Annotated in this window: 16 protein-coding genes and 1 other RNA gene; 10 read left to right on the top strand and 7 right to left on the bottom strand. The window is 39.0% G+C overall.

The window, feature by feature from the left end:
- Positions 1-23 precede the first annotated feature (23 nt).
- Positions 24-566 (bottom strand): GNAT family N-acetyltransferase, encoded by a 543-nt coding sequence (locus H5126_RS01455; RefSeq protein WP_024596749.1) that lies wholly within the window; start codon positions 564-566, stop codon positions 24-26.
- A 51-nt stretch (positions 567-617) separates the two neighbouring features.
- Between H5126_RS01455 and H5126_RS01450 the strand changes: the two genes are divergently transcribed.
- The gene (locus H5126_RS01450; RefSeq protein ID WP_024596750.1) at positions 618-983 is read left to right on the top strand and encodes a hypothetical protein; all 366 of its coding nucleotides are present in this window, start codon (positions 618-620) and stop codon (positions 981-983) included.
- Positions 984-1084: 101 nt separating this feature from the next.
- On the opposite strand, the gene fabB is transcribed toward H5126_RS01450, so the two are convergent.
- Positions 1085-2296, bottom strand: coding sequence for a beta-ketoacyl-ACP synthase I (fabB, locus tag H5126_RS01445; RefSeq protein WP_004335606.1), 1212 nt, complete (start codon positions 2294-2296; stop codon positions 1085-1087).
- A 179-nt stretch (positions 2297-2475) separates the two neighbouring features.
- Here fabB and mnmC point away from each other — a divergent pair, with 179 nt between their 5' ends.
- The 3 genes from mnmC (at position 2476) to H5126_RS01430 (ending at position 5694) form a co-directional block, all read left to right on the top strand.
- Entirely contained in the window at positions 2476-4485 is a 2010-nt protein-coding gene (gene mnmC, locus H5126_RS01440; RefSeq protein ID WP_182721323.1) for a bifunctional tRNA (5-methylaminomethyl-2-thiouridine)(34)-methyltransferase MnmD/FAD-dependent 5-carboxymethylaminomethyl-2-thiouridine(34) oxidoreductase MnmC, read from the top strand.
- A 67-nt stretch (positions 4486-4552) separates the two neighbouring features.
- Positions 4553-4876 (top strand): hypothetical protein, encoded by a 324-nt coding sequence (locus H5126_RS01435; RefSeq protein ID WP_182721324.1) that lies wholly within the window; start codon positions 4553-4555, stop codon positions 4874-4876.
- A 182-nt stretch (positions 4877-5058) separates the two neighbouring features.
- Positions 5059-5694, top strand: a complete 636-nt coding sequence (locus H5126_RS01430; RefSeq protein ID WP_182721325.1) for an NAD(P)-binding oxidoreductase — start codon at positions 5059-5061, stop codon at positions 5692-5694.
- Positions 5695-5870: 176 nt separating this feature from the next.
- Here the strand turns inward: H5126_RS01430 and H5126_RS01425 are convergent, their stop codons facing one another.
- Complete coding sequence (locus tag H5126_RS01425; RefSeq protein ID WP_182721326.1) at positions 5871-6629, bottom strand: sulfite exporter TauE/SafE family protein; 759 nt, start codon at positions 6627-6629, stop codon at positions 5871-5873.
- 186 nt (positions 6630-6815) lie between these two features.
- Between H5126_RS01425 and H5126_RS01420 the strand changes: the two genes are divergently transcribed.
- The 3 genes from H5126_RS01420 to H5126_RS01410 all read left to right on the top strand — a co-directional run bounded on the left by H5126_RS01420 (position 6816) and on the right by H5126_RS01410 (position 9421).
- Positions 6816-7820 carry a YHYH protein gene (locus tag H5126_RS01420; RefSeq protein ID WP_182721327.1) on the top strand — a complete coding sequence of 335 codons (1005 nt, stop codon included), beginning with the start codon at positions 6816-6818 and terminating at the stop codon, positions 7818-7820.
- Positions 7821-7855: 35 nt separating this feature from the next.
- A complete protein-coding gene (locus H5126_RS01415; RefSeq protein ID WP_024596756.1) occupies positions 7856-8152 on the top strand; it encodes a hypothetical protein in 297 nt (98 codons plus the stop codon).
- 162 nt (positions 8153-8314) lie between these two features.
- Complete coding sequence (locus H5126_RS01410) at positions 8315-9421, top strand: hypothetical protein (protein WP_310736022.1); 1107 nt, start codon at positions 8315-8317, stop codon at positions 9419-9421.
- Between the two features lie 98 nt (positions 9422-9519).
- Here H5126_RS01410 and ssrA read toward each other — a convergent pair.
- Positions 9520-9876, bottom strand: a transfer-messenger RNA (tmRNA) gene (gene ssrA / locus H5126_RS01405).
- Between the two features lie 263 nt (positions 9877-10139).
- Here ssrA and H5126_RS01400 point away from each other — a divergent pair.
- Entirely contained in the window at positions 10140-11765 is a 1626-nt protein-coding gene (locus H5126_RS01400) for a DUF342 domain-containing protein (protein ID WP_154903370.1), read from the top strand.
- On the opposite strand, the gene rnt is transcribed toward H5126_RS01400, so the two are convergent.
- A complete protein-coding gene (gene rnt / locus H5126_RS01395) occupies positions 11749-12453 on the bottom strand; it encodes a ribonuclease T (protein ID WP_002961267.1) in 705 nt (234 codons plus the stop codon). The two genes, H5126_RS01400 and rnt, sit on opposite strands and share 17 nt — an antisense overlap.
- 202 nt (positions 12454-12655) lie before the next feature.
- Between rnt and H5126_RS01390 the strand changes: the two genes are divergently transcribed.
- The gene (locus H5126_RS01390) at positions 12656-13534 is read left to right on the top strand and encodes an OmpA family protein (protein WP_182712756.1); all 879 of its coding nucleotides are present in this window, start codon (positions 12656-12658) and stop codon (positions 13532-13534) included.
- Between the two features lie 67 nt (positions 13535-13601).
- On the opposite strand, the gene H5126_RS01385 is transcribed toward H5126_RS01390, so the two are convergent.
- A complete protein-coding gene (locus H5126_RS01385; protein WP_182721329.1) occupies positions 13602-14495 on the bottom strand; it encodes a DMT family transporter in 894 nt (297 codons plus the stop codon).
- A gap of 216 nt (positions 14496-14711) precedes the next feature.
- Between H5126_RS01385 and H5126_RS01380 the strand changes: the two genes are divergently transcribed.
- On the top strand, positions 14712-15914 hold the full coding sequence (locus tag H5126_RS01380; protein ID WP_182721330.1) for an aromatic amino acid transport family protein: 1203 nt from the start codon (positions 14712-14714) through the stop codon (positions 15912-15914).
- Between the two features lie 72 nt (positions 15915-15986).
- On the opposite strand, the gene H5126_RS01375 is transcribed toward H5126_RS01380, so the two are convergent.
- Positions 15987-17177: an amino acid aminotransferase gene (locus H5126_RS01375; RefSeq protein ID WP_182721454.1), complete on the bottom strand. Its 1191-nt coding sequence runs from the start codon at positions 17175-17177 to the stop codon at positions 15987-15989.
- Positions 17178-17254 lie beyond the last annotated feature (77 nt).

Raw genomic sequence — 17254 nt, 5'->3', positions numbered from 1 at the left:
ATACTGTTGATATTTAATCATCTTTAAACACTTTTTGAATAAAGCACCGCAGGTAAGTCGCCTTGCTCGTCTGTATGTGTATAATTTTTTATAAATTGCAGACCTAGCTTTTTCATTATATTTATAGAGGCCGTATTATCTTTTAGTGCCGTTGCACTTATCGCCTTAACGTCATCTTGCTTTATAAGTTCATCACATAATGCTAAAGCCGCCTCGGTTGCATAACCATGCCCCCAACTTGCTTGCTTAAAGCGCCAGCCTATTTCAATATCACTGTAGTTTGGTGCATCAGTAAAAAAGCACATAGGCCTTATTAATACCCAACCTATAAATGTATTGGTTTGCTTTATAGTGATACTCCACAGCCCCCAGCCTTTAAGCTCATTTCGATATGCGAGCATACGAGGCACTCCCTCATTTTTTATTTGCTCTAAAGAGGTAGGTTCACCTCGTGTTAAATACTGCATTACAGCCGGGTCTTGGTCGAGTTCAAATAATTGAGGCCAATCATGCTCATTCATTAATTTAAAATTTAATCGTTTTGTTACGGGGGCGTTCATTTTCATTGTTGTATAGTCTGCCTCGAATTAATTATCAGTCTCTAAAGGAGATAGCACATGAATAAATTAGCAGGTTTAGCTTTATTAGGCACTTTAATTACATTAACTGGTTGTGAAGATGCCAACGAAGTTAAAGAAGATGCAAAAGATAAAAGCGCACAAATGCAAGAAAAGCTTGGTGATGCATGGAACGACGTTAAAGAGACAACTAACGATCTTAAAAATGACGAGTCTTTAAACGAGCTATTAGAGCAAAGTAAAGCAATGGGCTTAGACATGTACGACGACGGCAAAGAGATTGCGGTTGACGCATGGATTAAAAGCAAAGAAGCTGCTGGCGAGTTAACTGAAAAAACTAAGCAAAAAGCGCAAGAAATTGCAGACGAAATTGAGCAAGCGCGTCAAGAACATAACGAAGGTTAATTAAACTTTCGATAATAAAAAAGGAAAGCCTCGGCTTTCCTTTTTTGTTTTGGGCTATTTAGCCCAGATATGCGTTTGCATATAGGGCTTATAAGCTCAAATTAACCTTTGTACTTACTCATAACTAAAGTCGCGTTTGTGCCACCAAAGCCAAAGCTATTAGACATTACAGTATTTAACTCAACATCACGACGCTCAGTAATAATATCTAAACCTGTCGCTTGCTCATCTAGCTCATCAATATTAATTGAAGGTGCTACAAAGCTGTGCTCTAGCATTAATAATGAGAAAATAGCTTCGTGAACACCTGCAGCACCTAGTGCATGACCCGTCATTGCTTTAGTTGCGCTGATCATTGGTGATTTACCACCAAACACTTCTTGTATCGCACCTAACTCTTTAACATCGCCTACAGGCGTTGATGTACCATGCGTGTTTAGGTAATCAATACTATCTACATCTTGCATAGCTTGGCGCATACAACGTGCTGCACCTTCGCCAGATGGAGCAACCATGTCGTAGCCATCTGATGTTGCACCGTAGCCAACAATTTCAGCGTAAATGTGCGCGCCACGTGCAAGTGCATGTTCAAGTTCTTCAACTACAACAATACCGCCACCGCCAGAAATAACAAAACCATCGCGATTTGCATCATATGTACGAGATGCTTTTTCAGGTGTTTCATTGTATTTAGTAGAAAGTGCGCCCATAGCGTCAAATTCCATTGCCAATGTCCAGTGCAGCTCTTCACCACCACCAGCAAACACAACGTCTTGCTTGCCAAGCTGAATTTGCTCTACGGCATTACCAATACAATGCGCAGATGTTGCACATGCAGAGCTAATTGAATAGTTAACACCTTTAATTTTAAATGGTGTTGCTAAGCAAGCAGATGTAGTGCTCGCCATAGTGCGTGGCACCATATAAGGCCCTACACGTTTTACGCCTTTTTCACGTAAAATATCAGCAGCTTCTACTTGCCATTTAGACGAACCACCGCCAGAGCCAACAATAATACCCGTGCGCTCATTTGATACTTGGTCGTCAGACAAACCTGAGTCTTCAATTGCTTGCGTCATTGAAATATAAGAGTAAGCAGCAGCATCTCCCATAAAGCGCATTGCTTTGCGGTCAACGTGTGCTTTAACGTCAATATCAATTTTACCCGATACGTTACTACGTAACTTATAATCGGCAAATTCTTGATTAAAAGCGATGCCGCTTTTGCCCGTTTTTAACGATTCTAATACTTCTTCTTTGTTGTTACCTATACTTGATACAACACCGATACCTGTAATTACAGCTCTTCTCATGGGTAATTCCCTTAGCTTAATACTTAATTGCATTCTATTTTACGCGAATTTAATCACCTAAGTGGTCAGCTTTCTAGCGTACACTTGTACTCTGAACTGCTAGCTTATAAATAACGCCAGACTATTTCAAAGAAAACCCGTAAAATAATTAAAAAATATATCTATAAAATTAAAAAATCATGATCAAAAATGCACATATACACTTTAATAATTTAGGTACACCTTTCGCTAATGACTTCGGTGATATTTATTTTTCTAATGACGATGGCTTAGCTGAATCGCATTATGTGTATTATGAGCAAAATAATATAGATGCACGATTACAAAATCATGACCAGCCACATTTTGTTATTGCTGAAACCGGCTTTGGTACAGGTTTAAACTTTTTAAATACATGGCAACGCTTTACTGACCACCTTGCACGTCAACAAGTTCAAAATCAATTAGATAATGGTGTTAAACGCTTACACTTTATTTCATTTGAAAAATATCCACTGCACATAGACGATTTAAACAAAGCACTACAGGCATGGCCATCATTAAGCGCCTTTAGTAACAAATTATCTAAACAATACCCAATTAATTTAGAAGGATGCCACAGACTCGAATTTGACAATGGACTTGTTGTTCTCGATTTATACTTTGGTGATGCACTTGAATCAATACAAGCAATGAGCTATCCGCAAACAGGAATTGTTGACGCTTGGTATTTAGATGGTTTTGCGCCAAGTAAAAACCCCGAAATGTGGCAGCAAAGTTTATTTAATTCTATGGCCAATATATCAAGGGCAAGTGCAACCTTATCAACATTTACTTCAGCAGGTTTTGTTCGTCGTGGATTAATTGATGCAGGCTTTAATACTAAAAAAGCCAAAGGCTTTGGCCAAAAAAGAGATATGCTTGTTGGCCAACTAGAGTGCGTAAATGATGCTCAATCAGCTCCTGCATATTTTCATCAAGATAGCAGCGCTTTAAAAAATGTAGCGGTCATTGGCGGCGGTATAGCCAGTAGCTGCATTTTATATAGTTTGGCTAAACGAGGCATAGCAAGCCAATTGTTTTGCCAAGATGAAAAACCAGCTATGGGGGCATCGCACAATGTGCAAGGTGCTATTTACCCTCACCTTCAAGCAAAAAACTCGCCGCACAGTGAATTGTTTGCACATAGCTTTTTATACGCTAAACGCCTATATAACAACTTACTTAGCAGTGGTTTTAATTTTGATTACGATTGGTGCGGCGTATTACAACACGCAGTAAAAAAACCTCTGGCCGATAAACATGAAAACTTAGCACAAAAACAACTGTGGCCAACCCAGCTAATGCACAACGTAACCGCAGAGCAAGGCGACGAAATAGCCGGCGTAGAAACAGGTTATTCGGGCGTGTTTTTTGAGCAAGGCGGCTGGGTTAACCCACCGCAATTAGTAAACGCCATGTTAAGCGCTGCAAATAGCATAAACCCATTTAAAAGCGTATTTAACTGCAATATAAAACAGCTTAAAAAAACTGATAGCGGTTGGTTTTTATTAACGAATGATGAGCAGTTAGGTCCTTTTAGTGATGTAATTATTTGTGCGGGCGAGCACAGTGATTCATTTGAGCAAACAAAAGCGCTACCAATAGTAGGCGTACGCGGGCAAGTTTCACATATTGAGGCAAGTGAGCAATCACGCAAACTTAAAACAGTGCTATGCCATAAAGGGTATTTTACCCCAGCCTATTTAGATCATCACTGTATGGGTGCAACGTTTGAAAAAAACACCAAAAGCCGTCAAGTTACAGCGCTCGACAATCAGTTAAACCAAGAGCAACTACTTAGCTTTTATCAGCAAAGTGAATTTGCCTCAACCCTTGGCAACATTACCTCGGCAAAAGCAGCTGTACGATGCACATTTATAGATCACCTACCAATGGCAGGGCAATGGTGCGAACAAAGTGATTACACTATGGCTTTTGCTAACCTACGTTTAGGTAAACGCTATCAGTATGAGCAACTTAATAAGCCACAACAAGGCCTACATATTTTTACCGGCTTTGGCGCCCGCGCTTTATGTAGCGCACCGCTAAGCGCAGAACATCTCGTAAGCTGTTTAAATAACGAGCCTCGCCCATTAAGCGAACGTGTAAGCCAAGCTATTCACCCTGCTCGGTTTATAGTACGAGATTTAATTCGTAATAAAATTTAAATGACAAAGGTGCTTATTGAGGTAAGATGAGTACCAATAAATGGAATTTATTATTTAAAGGACTTTAATGAAAACTTTAGCATTTTTAATAATACTGCTATGCACTCTATCGTTTAATGTACTTAGCCAAAACGTCACTGAAATCCCACTTCCTGAAGAGTTTGTTACAACAATGGATGTAGCCGGCGAATATCCAATGGTACGCACTGGTTATTTAACAGATTCAATTTCTAATATCGCTCGCTTTTATCAGCAAAAATTAGGAGAGCCGTTAAAAACAAGCGGCAATAATACATATCGCACTTTGTTTTATAATTACCAAGAACATAAGGTTCGTATTAGTCTATATCGCCGTAGTTATGTGACCGAAGTGAGTATAATGGTTGAATAAAAAGTTCTAAAAAACACGCCAAAAGCAGCTAATTTTAATACTCAGTTAAGTATTGAATTTTAATTAAAGTATTTTTTGAAATTAGCTCATTTAAACTCTTTTTTACCCTTTAAAAATTATCCCCTACCCCAAGGTCTGTTTGTAAGCACATTACTTTTACTATTTATTGGAAGGAGTTAATTATGAGTAAGACCCTAATTATTGGCGCAAGCGGACAAATAGGTAAAATGGCAACTGAGCTACTTTTAGAAAATGAGCAAAATGTTGTGGCATTAGTGCGTGACAAAAATAAGCTAAGTGATTTAAACAGCTCTTTTTTAACTATTGTTGAGCAAGATCTTGAAGGCGATTTTGGCGAAGCAATAAAAGGCTGTGACCAAGTGATTTTTGCTGCAGGTTCTGGCGGAAGTACGGGCGATGATAAAACTGTACTTATTGATTTATGGGCTGCAACTAAAGCAGCTACCTTTGCAAAAGAGCATGGCGTTAAACACTTTATTATGGTCAGCTCAATCGGTGCAGACGACCCAGATTCGATTCAAGGTGATTTAAAACCTTACTTAGTTGCCAAGCACATGGCTGACGAGCACTTAATCAATAGTGGTTTAAATTACACCATTGTTCGCCCTGGTACACTGACTGATGATAGTGCTTCAATGCAAGTAACAACGCAGCGACCAAGTGATCGTTCTGAGGCTAAAATTAGCCGCGAAAACGTAGCTAATGCATTATTACATATTGCGACTAACTCATTTATTAGTAACCGCATTTTTGAGTTATTTGATGGCGACAAACCAATTAAAGCCGCTGTTAAATAAGCTTTAATACCAATTTATTTAAACGTATAAACAATTATTGCAGATTAGTATAGTTCATCGATAAGCCAAAAAATTACAGTGTAGTCGCTCTGCATCGGTAGTTTTTAGGCAATGAGTTATTTAATCCGCTTAAGTGATTTATGTTTAATAAAATTAAATTTACTCCACTAAGTAAATTAGTGGAGTAATATTTTAATACCTTGCCAACCGAGTTGTAGCGTTAATAACGTTAAAACGACTCTAAAAATACGCTTAAATTTATCCCCAGACATACTTTTAAGTAATTTAATTCCAAACCAAGTACCTACAGCACCACTTATTACCATAGCAATTACAAGCGGCATCCATTGCCAAAAGCTAAAGCCAACAGCACCATAAATTACCGCTTTTAATAAATGCTGCACACTCATAATGCTCGAAAACGTTGCCGTAAACTTTAACTTTTCGTAATTATTTATATATAAACAGCTACCAACTAATGGCCCGCTCGCCCCCACAAACATAGAAATAAAAGTCGTTATGCCACCGGCGACCATACGCCATAGCTTAGAGGTTAATTTTACTGGCGGCGTTTTACCCCACAGTAAATAAATAACAAAAATAGCGACCACTAACTTCATAGCATCAAGCGATATATCATCAATAACAAAACTTGATAACCCCGCCCCTACTAAGCCGCCTAACGCAAAATATACAAACATGCTTTTATCAATATGCTTAAAGCTGAGTAATAACCTATTTGCATTAGAGCCAAGCTGTACTAAACCATGCACAGGCACAACAACTGCCATAGGAATAAACGACGCCATAACAACAAGCAACATTAGCCCGCCACCCGCACCAAATGCAGCAGATATAAAAGAAGTAAAGCCAGCGGTGATCATCATTAATAAAAACAAAAATAAAGACATACTGTCGGGAAATAAAAAGTCCATAAAACTCCACTGCCTATTTAGGTACTTTAAAGTCGCAGTATTTTAAACAATAAAAGGTACAACATACACCTATAGCAAGCGTTATAAGCCTCTATTTCAGGCAATGTATTATGTTGCGTTGTTTTTGCACTTTGTTTGCACATTTAACAAATATTATACATTCAACTTCATTACCGGATATTTCTGATGAGAAAACTTAACGCACCAATTTTAGCACCGCTTACAGTGTGCATACTTGCACTGGGCTTAGCTGCCTGTAACGGTAGCGATACTCAAAGTACCGTCGTAACTGAAACAACCACCGATGAGGGCACTACAACAGATACTTCAACCGATTTCGTTGTAGAAGTTGACCCTTTTAACTTTGAAAGCGATGCGCTCATTTCATCAATTACCACTCAAACATGTACGCTAAGTAATGGCGATGAAGCTTCATGCTACAAAATTGATATTGCCGGTGCGCCTTCAAATTACGAGATTGGTGTATTTTGCCCTAGAAATATCACATCAACAGCAGACGAAGCCGGTATTTGGTTTGACGGCACCGGTGAGGTTTACGATATAACTGGCGACTTTATTTTAAATCTACCAACATTATATAACGATAACCATTGGCAGCTATACGACGAAGGTACAGGCCTGGTAAATGTAACAGACACACAAGAATCGTGTGATGGTGCTGCACGTCCAAACGTAGAGGAGCAATACCAAAACCACTGCGTAGAATGCTCTATTGATTATGTTGATGGCGGTATATCAGAATCATTTTTAATACCAATAACGCCTGTTGCAACCACTCAAAATAGCAGTATTGGTAACGCTAATGTGGGTGTTGCTCTCAATGGTGTTGTACTTGCTGCACCCGCCCCTGTTGAGGCTATTTTAGGCGCATACACTATTGCAGCCTTTGATGATTGCGCCGGCCATATTAACTTAGTAGCAGGTTATCACTACCACGGTGAAGCAGGCTGTAGCCAAACACAAATCCAATCAGACGGTCATGCCGCCATGATGGGTTATGCACTCGATGGATTTGGTATATTTGGCATGCTTAACGAAGATGGATTAGAACCCACTGATTTAGACGAATGTAGAGGCCACACCGACGATACACGCGGATACCACTACCATGCAGCCGATGTATCTGAAAACATGTTTATTGGTTGTTTTAAAGGTGCTACCGCAAGATAACTCGCATTCTGGCCAAATAATTAACTGAGATACTAATGAAAATATTTAACGTAATAAAAGCACTAACCACTGGCTTTTTACTTGCTACCTCATGCTCAGCGCTAAGTCATGCAGGCCACGGCTCAAACGCGCCTTGGGAAGCATGTGAAGAAAAAGCCATTAATGAAGGTTGTAGCTACACAAGCCATGATAAAAAAGCGACAGGCACATGCCAAGCAATGAACAAAGTACTTATGTGCGTTCGAAATAAACCACTTGAAACATTAATAGACAAAGCAACCCAACCTGCCAGTGATCAAAAGCAATCTGTAAAATCACTCGCAAAACGATAAAGTAAAGTAACAGCTACACGCCAAAGTCTTAACGCTGTTTGTTAAGGCTTTTTTTAATCACAAATCATTAGAAAGCATACCCTTTATCTGTTAAATTAGCTTTGTGTATCAAATAATAAAAATAAAATTCCAAAAATGGAATTACACAAGCAAGGTACTAACGTGAGCGCTACATTTAAAATTGTTTTTAATGGTCAGTTATATCAAAATACTGACCTTACCTCTGCCCAAGAAAAACTTAGCCAACTTCTAAATATTCCTCATAATATTGTTGTTCAGTTATTTGATGGAAAAGCTTACGCTTTAAAAAAAGACTTATCGAGTATTGATGCTGTTAAAACAGAATCCTCACTAAAAAAGCTAGGATTAATTACTAAAGTAGAACCGCAACTCTCTACTGTAACCTCTCAATCTAAAAATAATCAAATAGCACTCACTGAGCACAACAAAAATACAGATAAACACATTAGTGAAAGTACTGACGGCAAAAGTATTTCAATACAAAACGAACGCCTAGATACAAACGAAGCCCCAAATACAGCTGCAGCTATTAAGCAAAGTTATAATAAATATAAATTACTGCGTAACACTTTAAAAAGCGGATTGTACTTTTGCTATTGCGCACTTTGTATTATTACCATAATAGGCGTAGGGATCAGTGTTAATGCACTTAAAAACAATTTTGGCACTCTAAATAATGGAACCACAAATAACACAACTACAAACAGCTTAAGTTACCAAAACTATAAACAATATTTGATTGATCAAAACAGCCTAAATCAACCAACACAAAAAGTAACAAACGAGCAAGCAGCTAACCCTACACAGCAAAAAAGTAATGAGTACTTTAGTCGCTTTTCATCGCTAATAAATAGCTACGCGCAAAGTACAGGACAAGCTGATATAAAAACGATGGGGGGCGATAAATTACAACAGCACCTGCAAGAAATAGATGACCTAGGCCCTAAAAATGAATTTTGGCAGCAACTGGTACAACTTTCAAAAGGCTTAGATAACGATAAGCATGTAATAGGGATGCTAAACAATACTGATCCCGCCAAAGTACAATGGATAAACGCGGTAGATTGGATCAGCCAAAGCTATATTAGGCAACAGCAAAACTCGCAAACTACAAACAATTCTCCTGTCACTACCTACGAGCCAAGTAACCCTATACTTAACCTAACGTTGTTAATAAGTATGCTGTCGTTATTTAGCCTGCTTGTGATTGCAATAAAAATGAAGCTACGCGCAATAAGACATTCTTAAACTTTATTTTATAAATTCCATAAAAAAACCCGCAAATTTGGGTTAACAAATTTGCGGGTTTCTTATGGTTTTCGAATAACGAGTTCAAAAACCTTTATTGGTGGAGCTGGGGGGATTTGAACCCCCGTCCGAAAAGCCTCGACCGTCGGTACTACATGTTTAGTATTGTCATTTAATTAACCTTTAAGTCCCGGACAAACACGGTAAATAAAGGCGAGGCCGCTTAGTTTTAACGCTTCAACCCCGGCCAGGGTTTCCGTCGCGATCAGGTGTTAGGGTGACACTCCAAAATCCAGTCCACAAGAATACATGGAAGGAGCGCTAGCCAGCCTAAGCTGCTAGAGAGTAGTTATCGTCGTTTGCGATTACTTTAGGTTGCGGCTGTTTAACGAGGCAAACCGCACCTCGACATGCACCTTGGGCTTCTTGAATTCCGTCGAATCCTAATCAGCCCCTGAATTAGTAACTCAATTCAGAGCGTGCAAACAGTATAACTGAGTAAAGTACTGATACTCAAGGCCTAGTAACGCTTTATTTTAATTGCGTGCACTAACCGAGCATTAAGTAACCAAAATTTAGTTTATGCAAGCCCATATAAACATTTGCTTAACAATGTGTTTAACCTGTGTTCAAATAAGGAGTTAAGGTTTTTGTCATTTCTAAACCTTTAGTTGTAAAAAACAAAAATAATAACAGGCATAGAGTAGGGAATTAATAAATGTCGGTTTTTTCATTTGATCAAAATACAGGGTTTGTCTCTTTAGTTAGTCACCCTATTGATAGTGGCTTTCCTGTTACGAGTACTCAGCTTACGCAAATGCTCGAACAATCTGAGTTTAGTGAGTACGAAGCTGTCATTGCCAATATTGGAAAGCTTTTTGCGCCAACTAAAAACTATCAGGAAGTATCACTTGTCGTTGCTAAAGCGGTAGATGCGTCGCTTGTCATTAATATTGATGAAAAAAACATGGTCGCAGAAGCAACATTAACTACCGCTAAAGGTGGTGCGCTTTTGTCTATGGAAGGTGCGCAAAAAGCGCTTGCTGATGCAGGTGTTAAAAAAGGCATAAGCCCACGCGCGCTTGATACCTTTTTAGGCCAGCAATTTGAAAAACCAGCAGGAAGCTCTTATAGCGCCATAATTGCACATGGGCGTAATCCTAAAAAAGGCAGCGATGCTAAATTTGTACGTTTATGCTCAACAGCCCAAGACCGTGTGCTTAGCCCACAAGCTAAGGAAGGTGGTAAGGTTGATATGAAAAATCTTGGCGCTATTATCACCGTAAAACCTGGTACCCCCTTAATGCAGCGCATTGCCGCTACCCCTGGAGAAGATGGCTATACGGTATTTGGCGATTCAATTAGTGCAAAACCAGGTACAGATCACCAACTCCAGCCTTTCGAAGGTACAAAAGTAGATCCTAATAACCCTAATATGCTTATTGCCGACTGCAAAGGTGTGCCCGTTGCCCTACCCCGAGGTATGCGTGTAGATGACGTTTTATGCTTTGATAACGTAGATGTAAGTACAGGCCACGTTGATTTTGATGGTAGCGTAATTATTACTGGCGATATTAAAGACGGCATGCGTGTAAAAGCCAATGGTGATATTACGGTACTGGGTTTTGTAGAATCAGGAGCTGTTGAAAGTAAAAGTGCGGTAACCATTATGCTTGGCGCAATTGGTAGAAAACGTGAAGGCGAGGAAGCATTTACATGCTCTATAACCGCTCTGCGAACTATTTCTATTGGTTATGCCCAGTACTGCAATATTAAATCCGAACAAGATTTATTTATTGAACGCCAAGCTCTGCATTGTGATTTAAGTGCTAGGCGATTAATACGTGTAGGCAAAGCAAACGATCCGCGAGGTAAAATTATTGGCGGTAATATTTTAGATGCTATGCGCATTGAAACGGGTGAGCTAGGCGCGCCAGCCGGTACTAAAACACGCGTATTTTTAGCGCAGCTCTGGTTTGAGCTTCGCCAAAAGCAAACACAAATAACCGATTTTGAAAAAGTACTTGCGACTAAAGTAACCGCTTTACAACAGGCTCGTGAAAAAGCGAGTAAAATTGCGGGGGCTGCTCAGCGTCAGCAATTCATGAATAAGATAACTGAAAATGAAAAGCATATAAAAATACGCTCTGCGCATATTCATCGTCAAAAACTACTTATTAAGCAAAAAATAGTGCAATTACTTGCCAGTAGTCGTTTAAAAGTAAATGAATTAATGCACCCTGGTGTGGAACTTAAAATAGCGAAAGATTCTAAACAATTTTCGCGTATTTACCCGCCCCACCTAGTTAAGCTAACTGAGGGTAAAATTACTCAGACGTTTTAGTTTCTTCGTTATTTTGTGTCTCAGTTTCAACTTCGCCATTTGCGTCGCAATCATCAGTTGGCGCTAATGGCCAACCACCTAATTGCTGCCAGCGATTTACTATTAAGCAATAAAGCTCAGCTGTACGTTCTGTGTCGTAAAGCGCTGAGTGTGCTTGGCTGTTATCAAACTCGATACCTGCCGCTCTACATGCTTTTGCTAATACAGTCTGCCCTAACGCTAAACCCGCTAAAGATGTTGTATCAAAGCTTACGAACGGATGAAATGGCGTACGCTTAATGTTATTACGCTCTATTGCTGCATTTAAAAAGCCATGATCGAATGCGGCATTATGCGCCACAATAACTGAGCGTTGGCACCCAGCGGCCTTTTGCGCTTTGCGTACTACTTTACATATTTCTTTAATTACTTCGTCTTCAGGTACTGCGCCACGTAATGGTGAAAACGGGTCTATACCGTTAAAGTCGATGGCTGCTTGTTCTATATTAGCGCCTTCGAATGGCTGAACATGAAAATGAACAGTATGATCTATGCTGAGCAGTCCTTCGTCATCCATTTTTAAAACAGAAGCTGCTATTTCTAACAAGGCATCTGTCTCTTTGTTAAAACCAGCAGTTTCAACATCAATAACAACAGGAAAAAATCCACGAAAGCGTTTTGCGAAAGGTGTTTGCTCAGTATTTGCCATAGTCTTCTTTGTTTATACGTGTAAGCTGACTATTATGTCAAAATTGATGCCCCCTAGGCTAGGGGATTTAAGTATTTATTGCTTTAAAATTGTAGGCACATAACTTGCTTTAACTAATAAGTTAGTTACGTAGAGAACAAACTAATCATTGCAGTCGTTAATTTGCCAAATTATTGGCATTCCCGGATAGCTGGAGAGCACCATGAAGTATAAGTTGTTATTTATTAGCCTTAGTATAAGTGCAGTGCTTTGCAGTACTCACTCGCAAGCTGCTATGCGCCAATATACAGCAACCCAAGACAACTCCAACTGGGAAGTCGTTAAAACAACGCGCTTACAATGCCAATTAAATCATGAGGTTCCTTATTATGGGGAAGCTATTTTTAAAGCTTCAGCAAGTAAAAATAAAAACTTAACATTTAATTTAGACATGGTTGTACGCCCAGATAACTACGCAATTGCAGGTTTAAAAGCCGTGCCGCCTACATGGCGTGCAGGGTTGCCGGCTCGCGATATTGCAAACATGAAATTACTTAAAAAGTTTGATGGCGAGCTGGGCAATAAAACCGCATGGGAGATGCTTAGCGAGCTTGAAAAAGGCTACTACCCTACTTTTTATTATCAAGACTGGCAAAACAGTGCCGATAAAATTGCCGTTGGCATATCGAGTGTAAACTTTAAACAAGCTTACTGGGCTTTTTTGCAATGCCGCGATGAGCTACTCCCTTACAGCTTTGAAGATATTTCGTTTACTGTAATGAACTATCAATCTAACAGCAGTAAATTAACTAAATCGTCGCAACAACGTCTTGATAAGATTGCTGAGTATTTAAAAAATGACGCAAGCATAGAGTCCATTAGCATTGACTCATACACCGATAGTTATGGCGGACGCTGGAATAACTTAGATTTATCGCGCAAGCGCGCCAAAACTATAAAAGATTATATGGTGAGCTTAGGTGTCGATGAAGCAAAAGTACAAACCACCGGTTTAGGCGAAAAACGCTTTGTTGATAATAACGATAACATTTTAGGCCGAGACAAAAACCGTCGTTTAATTATTCAAATAGAGAAAATGTAGTAAAACTAATTGTGTTTACTTTCTTTAGCTTTAAAAACTTATCACCAAATTGAAAAATGTAGTAAAACTAATTTGCGCTTACTCTCTTTTGCTTTAAAAATTTATCACCGAATTGGAAAAAACCCAGACTAATTAAAATAATAACCGCACCAATTATTAGCTCTTGGCTTAATGGCTCATTGTTTAGCCAAGCTCCTAAGCCTAACGCAAAGCTAGGAGTTATGAGCGTAGTAAGTGATACCGTACTCGCATTTAGGTTTTGCAGTACATGAAAATACGCCAAAGCCCCAACTAAAGATCCAAACACACCTAGATAACCAATTGCCCACAATGATTTTGCACTCCAGTTTTGTATATGCAACTGACCATCTAATAACCACCAAGCAATAAAAAAGAGTGGGGTTACAAAAACTAAGGCACCAAATGTTGTCGCCATAGGATGAATCGCAATTTGTACGCGTTTAATCATCACACCACTTAAGCTAAAAAAGCAGACAGCCATAAACACATAAAGTAACCCGAGCCCTTGAGTTTGCGAGTTTTGTACTTGGTTATAACTAACAAAATATAAGCCGATTAAGGCGCACGCTAACGCCACTAATTTAATCGGGCTAAATTTAGGTTCATTTAATAATTGCTGAGCAAGCAACCCTGACAAAATAGGTGCAAGGCCAAACATAAGCGAAATAATACCCGAAGGGACTGTTTTAGCTGCCATATAGCTCAACAACATACCGCCAAAAATACCTATACTCGAATAAAAATAAAGTAAGCATGCATTTTTGCTCCAAGGTACTCTAATGTTTGTTATGGCAACAATTAAACCACCTAAAAACAACCCCACCAGCATACGCATTAATACAGCAAGCGTTGGCGATACTGTTTCACTGCTCCACACAATCCCCAGAGGTGTAGTAGACCAAATGAGAACCATAAAAAAATACGATACTTTTACCGGCACATGCCAATCCTTAGCGTTTTATAACGCAATCCAACGTACATAAAATTATACCCTCACCACCCTATTTTAATACTTTTAAATGCATACAAGTCCTTAATAAATACAGTTGTAAATTGTAAGTTACATTTTAATACAGCTCTTTTATTACAAAACTATTTGAGATTTGAGTAACTAGTTATATCGTGCATGTATATTAATAATAATTAAGGTAATTAAGTGCTTAAAAATAAAACAACTGGAAGCATGTTAATTGTTGCAGGCACAACTATTGGTGCAGGTATGTTGGCACTGCCAATTGCATCTGCCGGGCTTGGGTTTAGTACTGCGCTTGCATTGATAATTGCTAGCTGGTTACTAATGACCTACACCGCACTACTCATGCTAGAGCTACACCAATATGCACCACGCGATGCAACGTTAAATACGCTGGCTAAATTATTGCTTGGGAAGCGAGGACAATACATCGCGAATTTTTCGATGGTTTTTTTATTTTACGCTTTATGCGCTGCTTATATTGCAGGTGGTGGTGCACAACTTCAAGCGCGTATAAATATAGGCTTTGATGTAAATATAGCCCCACAGTTTGGCTCTGTGATCCTCGCTGTTATTATTGCAAGTGTGGTAACACTGGGCACTAGCAAGGTAGATAAACTAAATAGAGTGTTATTTACAATAAAAATTATTGTATTAGCTAGTTTGTTTTACATGCTAACCCCTTATGTACAAGGTAAGCATTTATTAGAGATACCTGTAGAGCAAGGGTTAATCCTTTCGGCTATACCGGTTATATTTACTTCGTTTGGCTTTCATGGCTCTATTCCTTCAATTGTTAAATATGTTGGTGTAGAAATAAAAGTACTGCGCAAAGTAATGATTGCTGGAGCCGCCCTGCCTTTAGTCATTTATATTTTTTGGCAACTACTTAGCCAAGGTATTATGAGCCAAGCTGACTTACTCAACAGCCAAGGCCTTAGTGGCTTTGTATCAAGCGTAGCAAGTATTGCGCATAACCCAAGTGTAGCAACGGCCGTTAAGTTATTTGCTGATTTAGCACTTGCGACATCATTTCTAGGGGTGAGTTTAGGGTTATTCGATTTTTTTGCTGATACATTTAAAAAAGGTGACAATAAAATAGACCGAATTAAAACGGCCTTAATTACGTTTATTCCGCCGCTTGGCTTTGCATTATTTTATCCTCAAGGCTTTATTATGGCTTTAGGTTACGCTGCAATAGCACTTGTCGTACTTGCAATATTTTTGCCTGTAGCAATGGTTTATAAACAGCGTACAACATCAAGTAAAACAGGTTACAAAGTTAAAAGTGGGAATATTGGGCTTGGCATAGCAGCTATATGTGGCATAACGATTATTGCTGCGCAGTTTATGCAAATGGCGGGGCTAATTCCTGCTATCGGTTAAAGCTTTTTGTTTTAATTTAGATAATAAAAAACCGCACATCATTAGATGTGCGGTTTTTTATATTAACTGCGTTTATTTACAAACGTCAGCTACAGCATTTGAAAAGTATTCAATATTTGACTGGCTAACACCTGCAACATTTACGCGGCTAGAACCAACAATATAAATACCATATTCTTTTTGTAGGCGAGCAATTTGCTCTTTATTAATACCTAAGAAAGAAAACATACCGTTTTGGCGTTCAATAAATGAGAAGTCTTGCGCAATATCTTTAGTTGCTAAGCTTTCTTTAATTAAGCTACGTAAGCCATTTATGCGGCTACGCATTTCATCAAGCTCTGAGTGCCATAATTGTGTAAGCTCTGCACTGCTTAAAATAGTATTAACAATATCAGCACCATGCGCTGGCGGCATTGAGTAAATACTACGTACAACGCTTAGCATTACAGAGTTTGAAATATCTGCTGTTGCGCTATCTTTTGCAATTAGTGAACATGCACCAATACGCTCGCGGTATAAGCCAAAGTTTTTAGAACATGAAGAACAAATAATTAGCTCTTCTACTGCATCAGCTAAAATACGTAAGCCACGTGCATCTTCTTCAAGTGAAGCACCAAAGCCTTGGTATGCAATATCAACAAGTGGTGTAAAGCCAACTTCTTTTGCAAGTTCGGCAACTGTGTTCCACTGTGTTTCGTTTAAGTCCATACCGCTTGGGTTATGACAACATGCATGCACTAAAACTACATCACCTTTAGACACTTGTTTAAGTGTATTGATCATTTCATCAAACAGTAAGTCTTTATTTTCGTAATCGTAATACGGGTATTCTTTTACTGTTAAGCCTGCAGCTTCAAACAAGCTAATATGGTTTGCCCATGTTGGGTTAGTTACCCATACTGTTGCATCTGCATTGCAACGCTTAATAAATTCAGCTGCAACGCGAAGTGCGCCTGTACCACCTGGCGCTTGTGCAGTACGTACGCGATTTGCTAGCAATGCTTGATGTTCGCCTAGTAGTAACTGCTCCATCTTTTGGCAGTAATCTAAGTTACCCGCTAAACCAATGTAAGATTTGCTCATTTCGTTTTCAAGACGAAACGCTTCAGCTTTTTTAACCGCTTTAAGAACCGGTGTATTGCCTTGCTCATCTTTGTAGACACCTACACCTAAATCAATTTTATTAGGGTTTGTATCTTGTTTATAGGCCGCCATAAGGCCAAGAATAGGATCTGTTGGTAATGGTTTTAATACTGAGAACATTGGCTATCTCTTATCGTTATTTAGGGGTTAGCTGTTAAGCTAAGCTTAACATAAAAGCACATCATGTTGACTAGCGT

It is taken from the genome of Pseudoalteromonas sp. SG45-3, from assembly GCF_014164075.1.
Taxonomy (GTDB): domain Bacteria; phylum Pseudomonadota; class Gammaproteobacteria; order Enterobacterales; family Alteromonadaceae; genus Pseudoalteromonas; species Pseudoalteromonas distincta.
The sequence above is the reverse complement of the archived record's forward strand: the minus strand, read 5'-3'. Positions and strand labels throughout refer to the sequence as shown.

What these genes read in the sequence shown, in the direction of transcription:
- H5126_RS01455 (WP_024596749.1), bottom strand. Translation starts at nt 566, where the DNA reads ATGAAAATGAACGCCCCCGTAACAAAACGATTAAATTTTAAATTAATG.
- H5126_RS01450 (WP_024596750.1), top strand. Translation starts at nt 618, where the DNA reads ATGAATAAATTAGCAGGTTTAGCTTTATTAGGCACTTTAATTACATTA.
- fabB (WP_004335606.1), bottom strand. Translation starts at nt 2,296, where the DNA reads ATGAGAAGAGCTGTAATTACAGGTATCGGTGTTGTATCAAGTATAGGT.
- mnmC (WP_182721323.1), top strand. Translation starts at nt 2,476, where the DNA reads ATGATCAAAAATGCACATATACACTTTAATAATTTAGGTACACCTTTC.
- H5126_RS01435 (WP_182721324.1), top strand. Translation starts at nt 4,553, where the DNA reads ATGAAAACTTTAGCATTTTTAATAATACTGCTATGCACTCTATCGTTT.
- H5126_RS01430 (WP_182721325.1), top strand. Translation starts at nt 5,059, where the DNA reads ATGAGTAAGACCCTAATTATTGGCGCAAGCGGACAAATAGGTAAAATG.
- H5126_RS01425 (WP_182721326.1), bottom strand. Translation starts at nt 6,629, where the DNA reads ATGGACTTTTTATTTCCCGACAGTATGTCTTTATTTTTGTTTTTATTA.
- H5126_RS01420 (WP_182721327.1), top strand. Translation starts at nt 6,816, where the DNA reads ATGAGAAAACTTAACGCACCAATTTTAGCACCGCTTACAGTGTGCATA.
- H5126_RS01415 (WP_024596756.1), top strand. Translation starts at nt 7,856, where the DNA reads ATGAAAATATTTAACGTAATAAAAGCACTAACCACTGGCTTTTTACTT.
- H5126_RS01400 (WP_154903370.1), top strand. Translation starts at nt 10,140, where the DNA reads ATGTCGGTTTTTTCATTTGATCAAAATACAGGGTTTGTCTCTTTAGTT.
- rnt (WP_002961267.1), bottom strand. Translation starts at nt 12,453, where the DNA reads ATGGCAAATACTGAGCAAACACCTTTCGCAAAACGCTTTCGTGGATTT.
- H5126_RS01390 (WP_182712756.1), top strand. Translation starts at nt 12,656, where the DNA reads ATGAAGTATAAGTTGTTATTTATTAGCCTTAGTATAAGTGCAGTGCTT.
- H5126_RS01375 (WP_182721454.1), bottom strand. Translation starts at nt 17,177, where the DNA reads ATGTTCTCAGTATTAAAACCATTACCAACAGATCCTATTCTTGGCCTT.